Below are 16101 nucleotides of genomic sequence, written 5' to 3' on the forward strand. Positions count from 1 at the left end.
CAGGATGTCGATCGATAAACTCAGGAGATTGAATAGAGCAGAGGATTCCGGGATCATGACCCACTATGAAAGTCTGCAGCAATATTGCCGGTTCCTCACTAAGAGCAGGTGGGACGGTGACGACCTTGTCCAGGAAGTTACGGTGAAGGCAATCCGCCATTATGAGCCGTCACAAATCAGCTCGCCTTTACTGAAAAAAATTGCTTATCACCAATGGGTGGATACGATTAGGAAGCAAGGTCGAGAGATTACGGGTATTCCAGAAAATCTTGCTTCATTCAATCAGGGGAGCGTAAGGGATACAGTTGAGATGGTTATGTCCAAATTGACGCCGAAGCAGGCAGTGATTTTTATCCTGAAGGAAGCGTTTCGCTTTCAATCGCGCGAGATCGCCGAGCACTTGGATTCAACGGAAATGGCCGTTAAAGCAGCACTCCATCGTGCCAGGAAAAGGCTTGATAGGGAAGGAAACCTGCGTGAAGTGGACCAGGAACTGAACGAGGACGAAGAAAAGCTGCTGTCAGACTTGCTTTGTGAATCGCTTCAGTCTGAGGATCCGACTGTGTTGCTAGAAAATATCCAGGAAATCCCGGCACTTGCTCCATGTTCACCGGAAATGTCTCTCCACACCCGTTCACCTCTCTCTAGTTTTAAAATGGCTGCGTAAGCAGGAAAGGGAGGAACATGATGAGTACGATTCCTTATGTCATAGAACAATCCAACCGGGGAGAGCGTTCATACGACATTTATTCCCGGCTGTTAAAAGACCGAATCATCATGCTTGGAGATGAAATCAATGACCAGGTGGCAAACAGCGTTATTGCTCAGCTGCTATTTCTTGAAGCAGATAATCCTGAAAAGGATATCTCCATCTATATTAATAGTCCTGGAGGTTCAACCACAGCAGGCTTCGCAATTTTTGATACGATGGAATACATCAAGCCCGACATCAGCACAATCTGCATCGGAATGGCCGCATCTTTTGGAGCCATGCTGCTGCTTGCCGGTACAAAAGGGAAACGATTTGCACTCCCAAACAGTGAAATCATGATTCATCAGCCGCTGGGAGGTGCAAGGGGCCAGGCGACAGAGATTGAGATTTCCGCCAAAAGAATTCTTAAGCTGCGGGATCATGTGAATCAGATTATATCCAATAGAACTGGCCAGCCGGTAGAAAAAATCGAAAAGGATACAGACCGGGATTATTTCATGAGTGCACAGGAAGCTTTGGAGTATGGGATTATTGATAAGATAATTACACGAACATAATGAAGGGCTGCCTAGGCAGCTCTTTTTGTTTTGAAGCTATTAAACAGAATTGGTAAAAGCAAGAGGATTTCCCTACTCAAAAATCGAATGTAATTTAAAAGGTTTTTAATAAATGTGCCATGTGACAACCTAATTTCATGATGTTGTGAATAAAGTTTATATAGGTACCACTCCTATCTGTAACTAGAAGAGCATAAGAATGCTCCTCTCTTACAAATAATCTGAATAATCAAATAAAGGAGGAAATTATGTGCAGAACACCCCTGAAGTAAACACCGGAAAACAGCCAGAAATACCATCATCAACCCTAAGTATGATAAAGTTTTTCGTATTTAGTGCGATTGGCATTTTCATGTTTTTTGTTCCGATCACTGTTGGAGAAAAATCATCAATCCCGCTCGATCACTTAGTTACTTGGTTTAATACCACTTTTTCTGCAGCCGTTCCGTATTATGCATTCATTGTTATTTTATTGGGAGCCATTTATCCTTTTTACAGAAAAACGTGGAACAAAAATACGACGACTATCGTTTTTTCTTTGCTAAAAGTACTAGGAGTAGTAGTAGCGTTGATGCTACTGACGAAGGTCGGGCCAGCATGGCTCTTTGAACCAAGCATGGGGCCGTTCTTGTATGAAAAGCTCGTTATACCAGTTGGTGTCCTCGTGCCAATCGGATCTGTATTTTTGGCGCTGCTAGTTGGCTATGGACTGCTTGAATTTCTTGGCGTATTATTGCAGCCAATCATGAGGCCTGTCTGGAAGACACCAGGACGGGCTGCGATTGACGCTGTTGCTTCCTTTGTAGGAAGCTATTCGATTGGCCTTCTGATCACCAACCGCGTGTTCAAGGAAGGCAAGTATACTATAAAAGAAGCCACTATTATCGCAACAGGTTTCTCTACCGTTTCAGCGACGTTTATGATTGTAGTTGCGAAAACATTAGGATTAATGGAAGTATGGAATACCTATTTCTGGACTACGCTTTTCGTTACATTTCTTGTAACCGCTATCACGGTCAGGTTGCGCCCTCTACGAACGGTTAGTGATGAATATTATGAGGGCAAAGGTGTACCTGAGGAACCAGTGACTGAAAATCGCTTGAAAACGGCGTGGACTGGAGCTATGAGCGCATCAAACAAAGCACCTTCTCTTGGCAAAAACATACTGGATAACTTGCGAGATGGATTTATCATGACGATGGGAATTTTGCCTTCGATTCTGTCTGTAGGATTGTTGGGGCTTGTTTTAGCAGAATTCACCCCAGTGTTTGATCTTATTGGCTACATTTTCTATCCATTCACATTGATTCTCCAGATTCCAGAGCCAATGCTGGCAGCGAAGGCATCCGCTATTGAAATTGCCGAAATGTTCCTGCCTGCTTTGCTTGTAACAGAAGCTCCAATGATCACAAAGTTTGTCATCGGCGTTGTTTCTGTTTCAGCTATTATCTTTTTCTCCGCGCTGATTCCAAGCATTATGTCGACAGAAATACCAATCAGCCTGCGGAAATTGGTAGTCATCTGGATACAGAGGACCATCCTGACGCTCATCATAGTAGCACCGATTGCACATCTTTTGTTTTGATATGGAAGTTATTTAGTGGGCTGCTTTGCAGCTCATTTTTATTTTTTTCTAGAACTGATAAAGCGAAACTGTTATAATCGAATTTATATTTTTAAAATTCAGAGCAATCAATCTCAAAAAACACAGCATGAAGTAAATGAACGGTAAAGGGGAATGACCATGAATCTCTACGGATCAGAAAAGATTAGAAAAATGACATCAAGTATTTTTCAGGAAGTGGTTGACCGTAAGCAGGCTGCCTTGATGGATGGGAAAGATGTGATTGACTTGAGTATAGGGAGTCCAGATTTTGCGCCGCCTTCTTTTGTTATGGAGGAGCTTGCAAAATATTCGATGGATCCAGGGAAGTACGGATACACGTTAAAGGGAATTAGTGAATTTAATGACGCTGTTAAATATTTTTACCAGCAGCGTTATTCGGTTGAACTAGAAGCTGATAGTGAGGTACTACAGCTAATGGGCTCCCAGGATGGGCTTGCGCATCTTGCTACTGCGATCATTGATCCTGGTGATTATGTACTGGTTCCAGATCCGGGATACCCAATCTATGAAGCTAGCGTAACTATCGCAGGAGGAACTATTTATCCTATGCCTTTGCTGGAGGAAAATAATTTCCTTCCGCAGCTGAATGAAATTCCTCTTGAAGTTTTACAAAAGACGAAAATGATGATCTTGAGCTATCCCGGAAATCCTGTCACTGCACTCGCTGACCGAAGTTTTTTTGAACAAGTTGTCGAATTCGCCAAAGTACATAACATCCTGGTCGTACATGACTTCGCCTATTCTGAATTGATTTATGATAATAACCCGCAAATCAGTTTCTTATCTGTTCAGGGTGCTAAGGAAGTGGGGGTTGAGTTCAATTCGCTCTCGAAAACTTTCAATATGGCAGGATGCCGTATTGGCTACGTTGCTGGAAATGCACAGGTTATCAGTATTCTTGCTTCCTTCAAATCACATATCGATTACGGAATCTTTTACCCAATCCAAAAAGCAGCGATTGCCGCACTGACTTCTGATTACTCTTTCCTGAAGGATCAGCTAAAGCAGTATGAAGCACGGCGAGATGCTTTAGTATCAGGGTTTCGGGACAGTGGGTGGCAAGTGGCCAATTCTCCTGCAACGATGTTTGTGTGGGCAAAAATTCCTGCCGGCTGGAAATCACGGGATTTTGCCTTCAAGCTAATTGATGAGGAAGGGATTGCCGTCGTTCCTGGTGGCGCTTTTGGCGAGCAAGGCGAAGGGTATGTCAGAATCGCTATGGTTCAGCCGCCGGAAAGATTAATGGAAGCCTCTCAGCGGGTAAATAAATTCTTGTCAGGCTTTCCAATCGGAATTTAAAATATATTTCGATAAACGAATTGACTTTTAAATGAATTTGGAATATTATCACTTTAACGAATTAAAACTTAATAATTTTGTCTTCTTATCAAGAGAGGTGGAGGGAAAGGCCCTGCGAAACCTCGGCAACAGGTTCTGATTGAATACTGTGCCAATTCCTGCGGACGATTAAGTCTGAAAGATGAGAAGAGAGTATGATATGGCTCTCTTCTTTAAGAAGGGAGCTTTTTGTTATTAGGAGGCTTATTTATGAGTCTCTATTGTTTTTTCTTTAAAACCAACTTAACAGGTTGGTTAAGTTGTGATTAAATATGCAGAGGAGAGATTAGGATGAAATATGGCTTTTGGCTGCCGATTTTTGGCGGATGGCTTAGGAATGTAGAGGATGAAAATATGCCGCCTACCTTCGATTATGCGAAGCAGGTGATTCAATCAGCAGAACAATGGGGCTACTCTACCACTTTGATAGCAGAGTTATATCTAAATGATATCAAAGGTCCTGAGCACGATTCCCTTGAAGCATGGACTACGGCTGCTGCTCTGGCTTCTGTTACTGAAAAAATAGAAATTATGGCTGCAGTTAGACCCGGTTTCCATAATCCTGCAGTCACAGCAAAGATGGCGGCGAATATAGACCAAATCAGCAAAGGGCGTTTTACCCTTAATGTAGTTTCAGCATGGTGGGAGGAAGAGGCACGCCAGTACGGCGGGATTTTTACCGAGCATGATGAGCGATATGATCGTACTACTGAATTCATTGATGTACTAAAAGGACTATGGAGTGAAGACAGCTATACTTATGAAGGTAAGTTTTATCAGCTAAAGGATGCAAAGTTGTTCCCGAAACCTGTTCAGCGTCCAAATCCAATTCTATATGCTGGCGGGGAAAGTCCAAAGGGAAAGCAAACGATTGTTGAAAAATGCGATGCCTATGTCATGCATGGTGGGACAGTCGAAGAAATACATCGAAAAATAACAGATATGAAGACGCGCAGGACTGCTACGTCAAATCCTGATCTGTCAGAGTTCGGAATGGCCGCATACGTCATTTGCCGGGATACCGATGAGGAGGCATTTGCTGAATTGGAACGTATTACGGATGTTAAAGAATCCAGTGCCTATGCAGGCTTTAAAGATTTTACGAGCAAATCTCAGCTTGAACAGCAAATCCAGCTGCAGGATTATTCAGTATCCAACAGAGGGTTGCGACCGAATTTGGTTGGCACTCCGGAGCAAATTGCCGAGCGGATTTTACAGTATGAAGAAGCCGGATTGGGTTTGCTGTTGCTGCAATTCTCTCCGCAGCTAGACGAAATGAAACGCTTTGCTAGTCAGGTAATGCCGCTTGTTGAGGAAAAAAGGAAGCAAGTGATTGTTTGATAGATATTAGACTAAGGAGATGAAGGAATAATGAGCAAAGTATACATCATCCATGAAAATAGCGAATGGACAGTCCATTTGACAAAGCGGCTGGAAGAGCTGGGAGTTCCATATGAAGAATGGCATCTAGACGAGGGGCTGCTAGAATTGTCGAAAGAACCTCCTGAAGGTATCTATTATAGCAGAATGAGCGCTTCGTCTCACACAAGAGGCCATCGTTTCGCTCCTGAATATACAGCTCAGGTATTATCATGGCTTGAGATCCACGGCCGGAAAGTATTCAACGGATCTCGCGCGCTTGAACTGGAGGTAAGCAAGGTTAAGCAATATCTTGAGCTGAACAAGCATGGAGTAAGGACTCCAAGAACAATTGCGGCTGTGGGTAAAAAACAGCTACTAGTGGCAGCCAGGAAATTTGACGGGATACCATTTATAACTAAGCACAATCGGGCAGGAAAAGGTCTTGGCGTTCAGCTATTTCAATCGATTGAAGCACTGAAGGCATATGTTGAGGGACCTTCTTTTGAAGAACCTGTCGATGGTGTGACGCTTATTCAGGAATATATCCAATCCCCGGATAGCTATATAACAAGATGCGAGTTTGTCGGCGGCGAGTTTGTTTATGCGGTGAGAGTGGATACATCTGAAGGATTTGAACTATGTCCGGCTGATGCCTGCCAGATTGGGGACCTTTTCTGCCCTGTTGGCGAAGAAGTTGAAGAGAAGCCAAAATTCCAGGTTATCGAAGGATTTAGTGATCCAATCATTGATCAATATAAGAGAGTACTAGAAGCAAATAATATTAATGTTGCTGGAATTGAATTCATCAAAAATGAGTCAGGTGAAATCTTCACTTACGATATCAATACAAATACGAATTATAATTCTGATGCTGAAGCAAAAGCTGGGAAGTTCGGCATGATGCAGCTGGCAAAGTTTTTAGGAGAAGAGCTGGCTGCGGAGTATGGGGTTGTGACAAAATAATTTATAAATTTGGATAAATTTTGAAACTTTCCTGAGATTCCTCCGTATTAAAACGTAAGGGGGAGATCAGATGAAAAAGTTAGCGTTTATTCCTTTAATTCTTGTGTTACTGCTTTTCGGCTGCCAGCAAAAACAAAATGCAGCGCTCGATACTAGTAAAATTGAGAAAGTTGAACCAACTGGGAATGCCACCGAGGAACAATTGAAAAGTATTCCCATTCTATATAATGTACCATCTCTAAAAGTAGGATTAGATGCATTGCCATTTGAAGTAAACCCACCCAAAGATTTTCCATTTAAGGCAATGCCGCTGAAAATGACCATTGAAGATTTTAAGCACGACGGGAAAGAGTTACGAGTCAATTTTGAGAGTTTTTCAAAAAACAAAGAGGATAAAATCATTTTCTTAATCACTGTCCATAATTTTAAAGTTGAATATGCAGAAGGTCCAGGGGAGGAAGTTGAGTTAGCTGGTGGGACGGTAGGAGATTATATGAAAGGAACTCTCGTTTTTGAAAGGGATGGAATCTATTATAGTGTTGGCTATTACAATCCGAGTATCTCAGAAGAGCAGTCGAAGAAAGACACTATTGCATTGGCCAATCAAATGTTATAACGGTGAGAAGAACGCAAAAAGTTTTGCGTTCTTTTTTAGTAGTTACAGTTAACGACTCACCAAAAAAATCTTAGTCAGCGATGATTTGAGATTTTAGTATACCTTCAATCTCCTGTCTCGTTTGAAAACCGTCGTTCAAAAACAGTAGGCGGAAATAAAACGATTTTATAAACTGATTTAAGTTCGTGTTTTTCCGAAAGAAATAGGGTGTATATCCAGTTTTGTTTTTGATATCCGTTACTTTTTTTGATAGATTCGCAATCCACTCTTTTAATAGATTTTCATCCATCCCTTTTTCTAGTAGGGCTATTACAGCATAAATTAGCCGCTCATCTTCTTCATCGACATAGGCTGTGTCTTTCAAGATGCAACCGCCGATTGTATTAAGGCATTCGCTTGCTAAAGCAAGATCAAATAACGGATGTTTGACTGCCTCAGCCAATAAGTCTGCACCATGTGCTATAGAGTGGGCCCAGCCTTTTTCTTCGACGTAGCCTCGCGTATCTTCTTCTTTTTGTAAGTATAGAATGCTGCTCTCTATGGCTTTAAGGGCCATCTCTTCCGAAAGGAATTGTTCTTCACGATCCCTGTCTAAAATTAGAGCTATGACTAGCGTTGAAAATGCCCTCGTAAATACGGAATCATCATTCGTCGAACCGATGCCTAAAAATAAGTGCTTTTGGTCAAGGCATGTCTCGATTAAATATTCCATTTGCTTATGATTCAAATAACCATCTTTCGTAAAATAATAAAACGAAGTATAAATCAGTTTGTCCCTTAATTGCGCTTCAGTTGAGCCGATATGCTCAACCATCTGTATAATAAGCTGATCAAGATCCTTGCTTTTAATCGTTTCAGGTTTTTTAAAATCTAATTCTTTTAATACTACCTTTAATTGTTCAGCAGTCATCAGTTCATACTCATCCTTCGCTTGAGTTATCATATTGATTTTAGCATATTTTACCTGCTTGAAAATATTACCTACCAACCAATTTTCCGGAGTAGATCTTTCTAATTCACCGCACACTAAATATAGGTGATATTGATGAAAAAAATACTATATTTCATAATTTGGATAAGCTGCATTGGCCTTTTGTCTTTCGCGTATGAGGATTACCTCTATTTTCAATTTAAGGTGGATTCTGCACAAGGGATTGTGGAGGATAAAGGGGTAGGTATTACAACCAAGAATTTCTATGGGAATTTTACCGAGGAACGGGAATACTGGATTCAGCTTGATGGGAAAAGAATTGTGGTCTCTAAAGCAATTTACGAGCATGCGCAGCAACACAAGGAGATTAATTTTATGAAGACTCAGCATGGCATGGTGATTGAATAAAAAAGATGGCCCGATAGGACCATCTTTTTTACCACGTATCGCCGCGCTCTTTCTTCAATTCTTTCATTTTCGCTACCCAATCGTCGACTCTTTGCCTGATTTCCTTGCTTTCGGTGTCGGCTTTTTCGCGGTTGGTTTTGCTCATGGCATAATGCAGTTCCTTCATGGCTTCGCTGCGTTCGAAGCCCCAATCTCTTAGTTCGGAATATTGTTCATCGGTAATCCAGCCATTCTCTGACATGATGGCGGCTGCGTCGATGATTCGGTGTGCTTCTTTCCTTCCGACGGTCCATAATTCCAGCGGATATTTATCGGCTATTTTATATTCCGCTACCATATCCCATCCGTCTGGTGCCATCGTAAAAGCAAACGCCAGGTCGAGGGTGGAAGGGAGCCACTCGTATTGGATTGTATTTTTTAATTCCTCAGGGTTGTCGGCTTTAAAGTATTCTCCGTTTCCAGCTTCAGCAACTGCTTTTAACTGATTTTCCGCTTCACCATCTACATCAAATCCGATGATGTTTACCGAACTATCAGTGTTCTTTGCAATCAAATCCTTACTGGTCTGGACAGGATCGCCGTCACAGGTTTCGGCGCCATCGCTGACAATGTAAATCGTTGTATTGCCATCATAGCTGCTGCTCATCTCACCGGCCTTTTGGATGGCGCCAGCAAGTGGAGTCCAGCCCTTGCTTTCAAAGGAATCGACTGCTCCGTGGAATTCTTCCTTGGCGTATTTACCCATTGGGTACACCTCTTCGATTCCTGAGCAGGAAACTCCCTTATCAGCATCTGAATCGGATCCTTTGTGCCCGTAGACTAAAAGTGAGACTTCACTGAACTGGCCGATGGTTTTCGCGAAACTTTTAACGGCATCTTTCGCGATTTCCATTTTGACACGTCCGTCAGCCTGTTGAAGCATGCTTGAGCTTGCGTCAAGGAGAATGATCGCTTTTTCAGCAGGTTTTGTTTCCTCTCCGCCATCAGTTTTTGTCGGGTCTGGCAGGAAAGGCTCTTCGAAATGTGGTTCATAGGCACTGGCATTCTCGATAATTTCTTTATAATGCGGACTGGCTAGCATGGAAACAAGTCCTTTTTTAATGGTTTCCAAATCATCCGTCTGATTAGAAAGTTCTTCGAGTTTCGCCGGTAGCATATTTTTTAGCTCGGGGTCCAATTCCGGTGTATTGAAACCTATATCTTCTATATCCTTTTCATAGCTCAAATCACCCATCATTGATCCAGACTTCAATGCCATCAGGCTTTCCTCTGTAACCTCTAAACTTATATTCTTCAAGTGCTCAAATTTACTCTGCTTTGTTTCTTCTTTTTTGACAACTTCCTTAGCCGGTTGTTCGGCTACAACTTCTTCATCCGGTTCATCACTGCTGCACGCAGATAATGCGAGCGAAGTGATTAAGAATAATAAAAGCGAATACCGTTTCACAAAAATCCTCCTCATCAAGTTTTCGCTATGTAAAAAACATCTTCATAGAGTTTACCATGATTAGTGAGAAGATTTGAAGTAATTTCCATGATAGAGAGAGTAAAAAACCTTGAACTGACAAAGAATGTGAAATAAGTAAGGAGGTATATGATGAATAATTTGCTTGAGCTTCCTGGGCTTCTTATTTTGGATGTTCAAAAAGGCTTCGACGACTCATATTGGGGTACTAGGAACAATCCTGAAGCTGAGGGAAATATGGCCCGACTTTTAACGGAATGGAGAAACAGGAAGGGGCATGTCATTTACACGAAGCATCTGTCGCTCGACCCAGCGTCTCCTTTGCATCATCGAAACAAATTAGGGACTGAATTTAAGGAAATCATCCAGCCTATGGATGGGGAAATTGTTTTTACGAAAAATGTGAACAGCGGTTTCATTGGGACCGAGCTGGAAGCGTACTTAAAGCAGAAACAAATAAAGTCAGTGGTTATAACCGGATTATCTACGCAGCACTGCGTTTCTACAACAACAAGAATGAGCGGTAATCTTGGCTTCAATACCTTCCTGGTGTCTGACGCGATTGCTGCCTTTGAAATAACGGATCATAAGGGAGTTCGCCATACAGCGGCTTCGATTCAGGAAAATGAATTGGCGATGCTGCAAAAGGAGTTTGCAACCATTATTACCACCAATGAAATTATTAGTCAGTTTAAACAACAGTAAAGCGCAGGCGCCATCATCCTGCGCTTTATTTGTCGATTCCTAGAAATTTAAGAACCCTATGGTAAGGGCATTTCGTTAAAGAAGTGTCATCATCATGGAGGAAATACTGGCGCCATTCAAAATTATTTTCAGCCCCGTATGTGTTCAGGTCAGGGTGGATTGAAATGGTATCATATTTAGCAAGCCGTTCTCTTACTTGAGTCTTAATTCTCTCGGCAAAGCTTTGCGACTTGTTAAATTCCTGCAGAACCCATCTCGGCGTGATCGCGAGCATCATCACGTCAAAATGTCGGCTTTTCCTGTTTTTATGTGCAGGGGTTGCACAATACATAAAGTATTTTTCACCATTAAAACAAAATTCCCAGATTGGATTATGCGGGTCTGTGGGTATATCCTCTGGCCAATCGAACGTATCTAAGGTACTAAGTCCATTTAAGTGTTTCCAGAATAACTGTTCAAATTTTTCTACGGTCTCTTCCTGTATGGACTCTGGTGTCTCGTAAAATACAATCAATGATGTGTAGTTGCCAATCTGCCTTGACACCTCTGTATAGTTTGTCAAAAGATCTGCAAGTTCATTTATTGTAGAAAGTTTTCTTGGATCGCCAACAAATCCATAACGAAGCTGATTTGTAGAAAAGCCAATCGTTGCCGGTATGCAGGGAAAAGGCTTTTCCTTATCACCCATTTTAGCGAAAAATCTCTCAAGTGCCTGCTTTTCCCAATTCAGCAGTTGATCCCGCGGCGAGGAACCATGTGTATACAAGCAATTCATCATAGTCACCTCCAATAGCTTCTACAATATATTCAAAGCAGGGAGGGTAGGATAGATGTCCCCGTACAATTGGGCGGCCAACCGGAGTATCATGATTTAAAGAAAAATAAATTGAAATATTCAGAAAAATTTATTATAATTTTCATAGTGGTAATAGTAATACCTGCAAGGGTATATAAGAAAATATAATTATTCATGGGGAAGGTGTACGAGGTGAAATACGAAGTTGTAATCGTGGGTGGAGGATCTGCTGGTATTTCTGTAGCGGCCCGGCTTGTAAAAGGGGCACCGGAATTAAAAGAGAAAATTGTAATTGTCGACCCGGCCAAAAAGCATTATTACCAACCTCTGTGGACTCTGGCTGGAGCTGGGGCAGTGAAGAAGGAAGTCACGGAAAGGGAACAGAAGTCGCTCATTCCAGATGGTGTCGACTTGATTCAGGAAGCCGTCACATCAATTGATCCTGATGCAAACTCTCTAACGGCGGGAAAGAGCACAAAAATTCACTATGATTACCTCGTCATGGCGGCAGGCATCCAGATCAACTGGGACAAAGTCAAAGGATTAAAGGAAGCGATTGGCAAGGATGGTGTCTGCAGCAATTACTCATACGATTATGTTGATTCCACCTGGGAAAGTATCCAAAATTTCAAAGGCGGCAATGCCATTTTCACGCACCCTAACACACCGATCAAATGTGGCGGGGCACCACAGAAAATCATGTACCTCGCAGACGATGCCTTCAGAAAAGCAGACGTCAGAGACAAAAGCCAAATTATTTTCGCCTCGGCATCTGACAGTATTTTTGCCGTGAAGAAATACGCAAATACACTTGAAAAAGTCATCGCAAGGAAAGGGATTACTACTAAATATAAAATGAACTTAATCGAAGTAGATTCAGCTAATAAACTTGCAGTCTTTGAAAACTCAGGGACAGGAGAAAGGGAAAGAATCCCTTATAACATGTTGCATGTTGTTCCGCCAATGTCTGCACCTGATTTCATAGCAAAGAGCAAATTGGCTGATGCAGGGGGCTGGGTAGACGTGGATTCTTCAACACTCCAGTCCAGGAAATATTCAAATGTTTTTGGCGTCGGGGATTGTGCGAACCTTCCAACCTCCAAAACCGGCGCGGCAATCAGGAAGCAGGCACCTGTTGCAGCAGGGAACTTACTGAGTGTTATGAAAAGCCAACCGCTGAAAAATACGTACGATGGATATACTTCTTGTCCGCTCATTACTGGCTACAACAAGCTGGTTCTGGCTGAATTCCTCTATGAAAATAAACCAGCTGAAACTTTCCCATTCGATCAATCAAAAGAACGTTTCAGCATGTATGTACTAAAGAAGAATATTCTTCCTGTCATGTATTGGAAAGGAATGCTTAAGGGCATCATGTAAAAATAAATCTCAATTGCCAGCAGTCTATAAATCGGCTGCCGGCATTTTTTTGTGTTTGATCCTTTGTTTCATTTTGAACAAAGAGGATAAATGTTAATATAAAAGTAGGTAGTGTAAGGAGGGATGTTCCATGCATCCTGTCATTTTATTTGACGGTGTTTGCAACTTTTGTGATGCGAGTGTCCAATTTATTCTGAATCGTGATCCAAATGAAACGTTCCACTTTGCTTCGTTGCAGAGTGAAGCGGGACAGGAACTGCTGAAAAAGTATCATGTACGTGACGATGTGGACAGCATGATTTTAATTGAGAATGATAAGGTTTATTATAAGTCGTCCGCTGCCCTGAGGATCAGCCGCCATTTGCATGGGGCCTGGAAGCTTCTATATGTGTTCATGGTCGTTCCAGCTCCAATCAGGAATATTGTGTATGACTTCATCGCCAGGAACCGATACAAATGGTTCGGCCAGAAGGAAAGCTGTATGCTGCCGCCGCCGAATGTGCGGAAGCGATTTTTATAAGAAAAAACGGAAAAGCTGGCAGTCAGCTTTTCCGTTTTTTTAGTTAGTGAAAGTAGAGTAACGCCAGTAATGATTGGCCATCGGGTCTGCCATCATTTCAAGGCCTTTGCTGTGAGCCTGATGAATGACTTGCCACTCGTCCGTGCCTGGTTCTTTAAGGTAAATCTCATGTTCTGGTGCCTGGTCATGAATGCCAACTAAATCGAATTCGTTGTCCTTATAGAAGGTTCCGCAAACATGATAATCAATGGCAGGTGAAACGACGAGCGGATTGCTGACAGAATGATTCAGGTGAAATTGAACTCTGTCGTCTTCTGTAAGCACCTTTTCCAATTGGATTCCTTCGTCAGAGGCGCTCGCGGATTCTAACTGTTCATGCTTCTTCGTGAATGCTTCCGTGTTACCGGTAGCCTTACTCAAAAGGGCAGATGGATTGTCAGTGTCGATAAATACATCGCTTCTTGTCCTGAATTCCGATGACTCAGGATCAAATGTGCGGTGATCTCCTTTAAAAATCTGGTCCTCAGATGCAGCATTCGGATTTTTAAGCCATTCTTCTTTTAAAAATGTGGTGTATCTTAGCTGCCAGTTGCCGCTTTTATGTTTGCTTTCCTGGGGAGATTTCAACAAGTCCTTAAGAGGTCCAATCCTTTTAGTGATAGTAAACTCTTCATCAGCAGCCATCTCAGTGGAAGAATCTTTTTTGATAGCGCCCACCGCATTGGCGACAACTGATTTAAGTTCCCATTTAATCTTGTCCGAACGCTGCAAAGGACGTCTGGCCTTGATGGTGTAATTATAATCATCGTCATCATTGATATTTTTATCGGTAAAAGCACAGGAAGTTACTGTTTCCAACTTAATGCCATTCCTGAAAATACTATACTCTGAAACACCCTCGATCGGTTCCCATTCAAAACCGATTTGGCCATGGGTAACAATCGTTGTAATCAGTAAATCCTCAAGAATATTGTCTCTTTCCTTGAGATCCACTGATGTAGTTGTCTGGATTCGCATTTTAACCTCTACATTGCCATGATCATCAAGGGCTTCTATACAGTAAGTGTAAAGGGTACCTGGAACAAGATTTTGGTCCACCAGCTTTGGCTCTAATCCTTCGTAAATCAGCTCCTCGCCTCTGAACACACGGTATGGTCTTCTGGGACCCTTCCATTCCAGTTTGATTTGTTTGGCGTCTTGTTCGATATTTTTTAGCATCCTTGAGTGAGAGGAAGCGGCAGTCTTTCGCCGGCGATTCAGATTGACAGCATAAAGAGTTCCTGCGATGCCAAGTGCGGCAATCGGTAAAAACTTTCCAGTCCGTGTTGTTTTTAATGTTTTTAGTTGAGTTTGACTGTTCATGCATCCACCACCTTTAGTTTTTTTACTAGCCTGACAATTATTTACCCAAAGTTACTGTATTTTAATAGAATTGATATGCTGAAAGGGGTGGTAAAATAAGGATTAGTAGAACTTCACTATCTATTTATGGATTCCTTTTGTGATTTGTATGCTAATATAATATTTAATTAATTAGATTAGGAACTTTACATTTTACAAGCCTAACAAACGATAGGAGCGTTCGCGATGTTACGGTTAAAAGGAATACTTATGATTGTCATTGGAGCCATGCTTTGGGGGATGACTGGTTCGATCACCGAGTGGGTGCTCGCTAATACGGAATTGTCGGTTCCTTTTATCCTGACGATCCGGATGATTATTGCTGGAAGCAGCATCCTGACGTTCCTGGCTATTAAAAAAGAGGATATTTTCACAGTCGTGAAGACGCCTTACTGGCGGAATCAGCTGATTATTTTCAGCATTCTTGGGATGGTAGGGTTACAGTACACTTTTACGATGGCCATTGAAGCGAGCAATGCTGTAGTGGCAACATTGCTGCAATTCTCGGCTCCTATTTTTGTTGTCCTCTATGTTTCTTTTAATCATAAAAAATGGCCGCCACGCTATCAAATGCTGGGCATTGGGGGTACATTGGCCGGGCTTTCCCTGTTATTGACGAATGGGTCGATTAGCAGTTTGCTTGTAAGTCCGACGGCATTGCTATGGGGAGTCGCGGTGGGTCTTACGTTTGCTTTCTATACACTTTACCCGGCACGCTTGATGAAGGAATGGAGCGTATTGGCAATCGTAGGTTGGAGTATGCTATTCGGAGGCATTGTTCTTGGAGTAATCAACCGAGTTTGGCTTAGCAATGAATGGCTTATTATAGCTCAGCCAAGGATGATTTTTATCATGGTCATCTTGATTTTCTTTGGCACACTGGCGTTCCTTCTATTCTTAAGCAGCATGAACTATATCACCGCTGTCGAAACGAGCATTCTTTCAAGTGTCGAGCCTTTAACCGTTATGGTCATTTCAGTTATATGGTTCGATACCATGCTCCAAAGCGTCCAGCTGATGGGTGCGATGATCATGCTCATATTCGTCACCTGGCTATCGATTGGCGATAAGAAAGCGTCAATTGAAGGACAAGTTGTTAAGGAAAATAATAGTTAATTAGTAGAGTCGCCAAGGTTGGCGGCTCTTTATTTGGTTTAACGAATTAAATTTTGTTGGCAGAGTAGGACTTCAGAAAATATCAGAGGAAGCCGCGGGTAATTTGTCTGAACCTAAGGCAACTTCGGACAAAACAAGAGGACGCTGCCGGAAATTTGTCTGAACTCAATGCAACTTCGGACAAAACAAGAGGAAGCCGCGGGC

General features: G+C 42.2%; 16 protein-coding genes and 1 riboswitch. Of the genes, 12 read left to right on the top strand and 4 right to left on the bottom strand.

Going from position 1 to position 16101, the window contains the following annotated elements; translation table 11 throughout:
* Nucleotides 1-4: 4 nt before the first annotated feature.
* The 7 genes from TY49_RS13495 to TY49_RS13525 all read left to right on the top strand — a co-directional run bounded on the left by TY49_RS13495 (nt 5) and on the right by TY49_RS13525 (nt 7175).
* Nucleotides 5-667 carry a sigma-70 family RNA polymerase sigma factor gene (locus tag TY49_RS13495; RefSeq protein WP_041966441.1) on the top strand — a complete coding sequence of 221 codons (663 nt, stop codon included), beginning with the start codon at nt 5-7 and terminating at the stop codon, nt 665-667.
* Between the two features lie 20 nt (nt 668-687).
* The gene (clpP, locus tag TY49_RS13500; protein ID WP_041966442.1) at nt 688-1269 is read left to right on the top strand and encodes an ATP-dependent Clp endopeptidase proteolytic subunit ClpP; all 582 of its coding nucleotides are present in this window, start codon (nt 688-690) and stop codon (nt 1267-1269) included.
* A gap of 313 nt (nt 1270-1582) precedes the next feature.
* Nucleotides 1583-2854 carry a YjiH family protein gene (locus TY49_RS13505; protein WP_084135478.1) on the top strand — a complete coding sequence of 424 codons (1272 nt, stop codon included), beginning with the start codon at nt 1583-1585 and terminating at the stop codon, nt 2852-2854.
* Nucleotides 2855-3013: 159 nt separating this feature from the next.
* Entirely contained in the window at nt 3014-4195 is a 1182-nt protein-coding gene (locus TY49_RS13510; protein ID WP_041966444.1) for an LL-diaminopimelate aminotransferase, read from the top strand.
* An 82-nt stretch (nt 4196-4277) separates the two neighbouring features.
* Nucleotides 4278-4383, top strand: a riboswitch (SAM riboswitch).
* 142 nt (nt 4384-4525) lie between these two features.
* Nucleotides 4526-5575, top strand: coding sequence for an LLM class flavin-dependent oxidoreductase (locus TY49_RS13515; protein ID WP_041966445.1), 1050 nt, complete (start codon nt 4526-4528; stop codon nt 5573-5575).
* 30 nt (nt 5576-5605) lie between these two features.
* The gene (locus tag TY49_RS13520) at nt 5606-6559 is read left to right on the top strand and encodes an ATP-grasp domain-containing protein (protein ID WP_041966446.1); all 954 of its coding nucleotides are present in this window, start codon (nt 5606-5608) and stop codon (nt 6557-6559) included.
* Nucleotides 6560-6629: 70 nt separating this feature from the next.
* Nucleotides 6630-7175, top strand: a complete 546-nt coding sequence (locus TY49_RS13525; protein ID WP_041966447.1) for a hypothetical protein — start codon at nt 6630-6632, stop codon at nt 7173-7175.
* A gap of 70 nt (nt 7176-7245) precedes the next feature.
* On the opposite strand, the gene TY49_RS13530 is transcribed toward TY49_RS13525, so the two are convergent.
* Complete coding sequence (locus tag TY49_RS13530) at nt 7246-8163, bottom strand: DUF2785 domain-containing protein (RefSeq protein ID WP_052442189.1); 918 nt, start codon at nt 8161-8163, stop codon at nt 7246-7248.
* A gap of 57 nt (nt 8164-8220) precedes the next feature.
* On the opposite strand from TY49_RS13530, the gene TY49_RS13535 reads away from it, so the two are divergent.
* The gene (locus TY49_RS13535) at nt 8221-8514 is read left to right on the top strand and encodes a hypothetical protein (RefSeq protein WP_041966448.1); all 294 of its coding nucleotides are present in this window, start codon (nt 8221-8223) and stop codon (nt 8512-8514) included.
* A 28-nt stretch (nt 8515-8542) separates the two neighbouring features.
* Here the strand turns inward: TY49_RS13535 and TY49_RS13540 are convergent, their stop codons facing one another.
* Nucleotides 8543-9961: a vWA domain-containing protein gene (locus TY49_RS13540; protein WP_041966449.1), complete on the bottom strand. Its 1419-nt coding sequence runs from the start codon at nt 9959-9961 to the stop codon at nt 8543-8545.
* Between the two features lie 150 nt (nt 9962-10111).
* Between TY49_RS13540 and TY49_RS13545 the strand changes: the two genes are divergently transcribed.
* A complete protein-coding gene (locus TY49_RS13545) occupies nt 10112-10684 on the top strand; it encodes a cysteine hydrolase family protein (RefSeq protein ID WP_041966450.1) in 573 nt (190 codons plus the stop codon).
* A gap of 25 nt (nt 10685-10709) precedes the next feature.
* Here the strand turns inward: TY49_RS13545 and TY49_RS13550 are convergent, their stop codons facing one another.
* A complete protein-coding gene (locus TY49_RS13550; RefSeq protein ID WP_041966451.1) occupies nt 10710-11459 on the bottom strand; it encodes a YqcI/YcgG family protein in 750 nt (249 codons plus the stop codon).
* Nucleotides 11460-11654: 195 nt separating this feature from the next.
* Between TY49_RS13550 and TY49_RS13555 the strand changes: the two genes are divergently transcribed.
* Nucleotides 11655-12860, top strand: a complete 1206-nt coding sequence (locus TY49_RS13555; protein ID WP_041966452.1) for an NAD(P)/FAD-dependent oxidoreductase — start codon at nt 11655-11657, stop codon at nt 12858-12860.
* Between the two features lie 130 nt (nt 12861-12990).
* Entirely contained in the window at nt 12991-13380 is a 390-nt protein-coding gene (locus TY49_RS13560) for a thiol-disulfide oxidoreductase DCC family protein (protein WP_041966453.1), read from the top strand.
* Nucleotides 13381-13419: 39 nt separating this feature from the next.
* Here TY49_RS13560 and TY49_RS13565 read toward each other — a convergent pair whose 3' ends face one another.
* Nucleotides 13420-14742 carry a DUF3238 domain-containing protein gene (locus TY49_RS13565; protein WP_041966454.1) on the bottom strand — a complete coding sequence of 441 codons (1323 nt, stop codon included), beginning with the start codon at nt 14740-14742 and terminating at the stop codon, nt 13420-13422.
* Nucleotides 14743-14967: 225 nt separating this feature from the next.
* On the opposite strand from TY49_RS13565, the gene TY49_RS13570 reads away from it, so the two are divergent.
* Nucleotides 14968-15897 (top strand): DMT family transporter, encoded by a 930-nt coding sequence (locus TY49_RS13570; protein ID WP_041966455.1) that lies wholly within the window; start codon nt 14968-14970, stop codon nt 15895-15897.
* The last annotated feature ends 204 nt before the right edge of the window (nt 15898-16101 follow it).

The sequence above is a fragment of the Mesobacillus selenatarsenatis SF-1 genome, assembly GCF_000813125.1.
Taxonomy (GTDB): Bacteria; Bacillota; Bacilli; order Bacillales; family Cytobacillaceae; genus Mesobacillus; species Mesobacillus selenatarsenatis.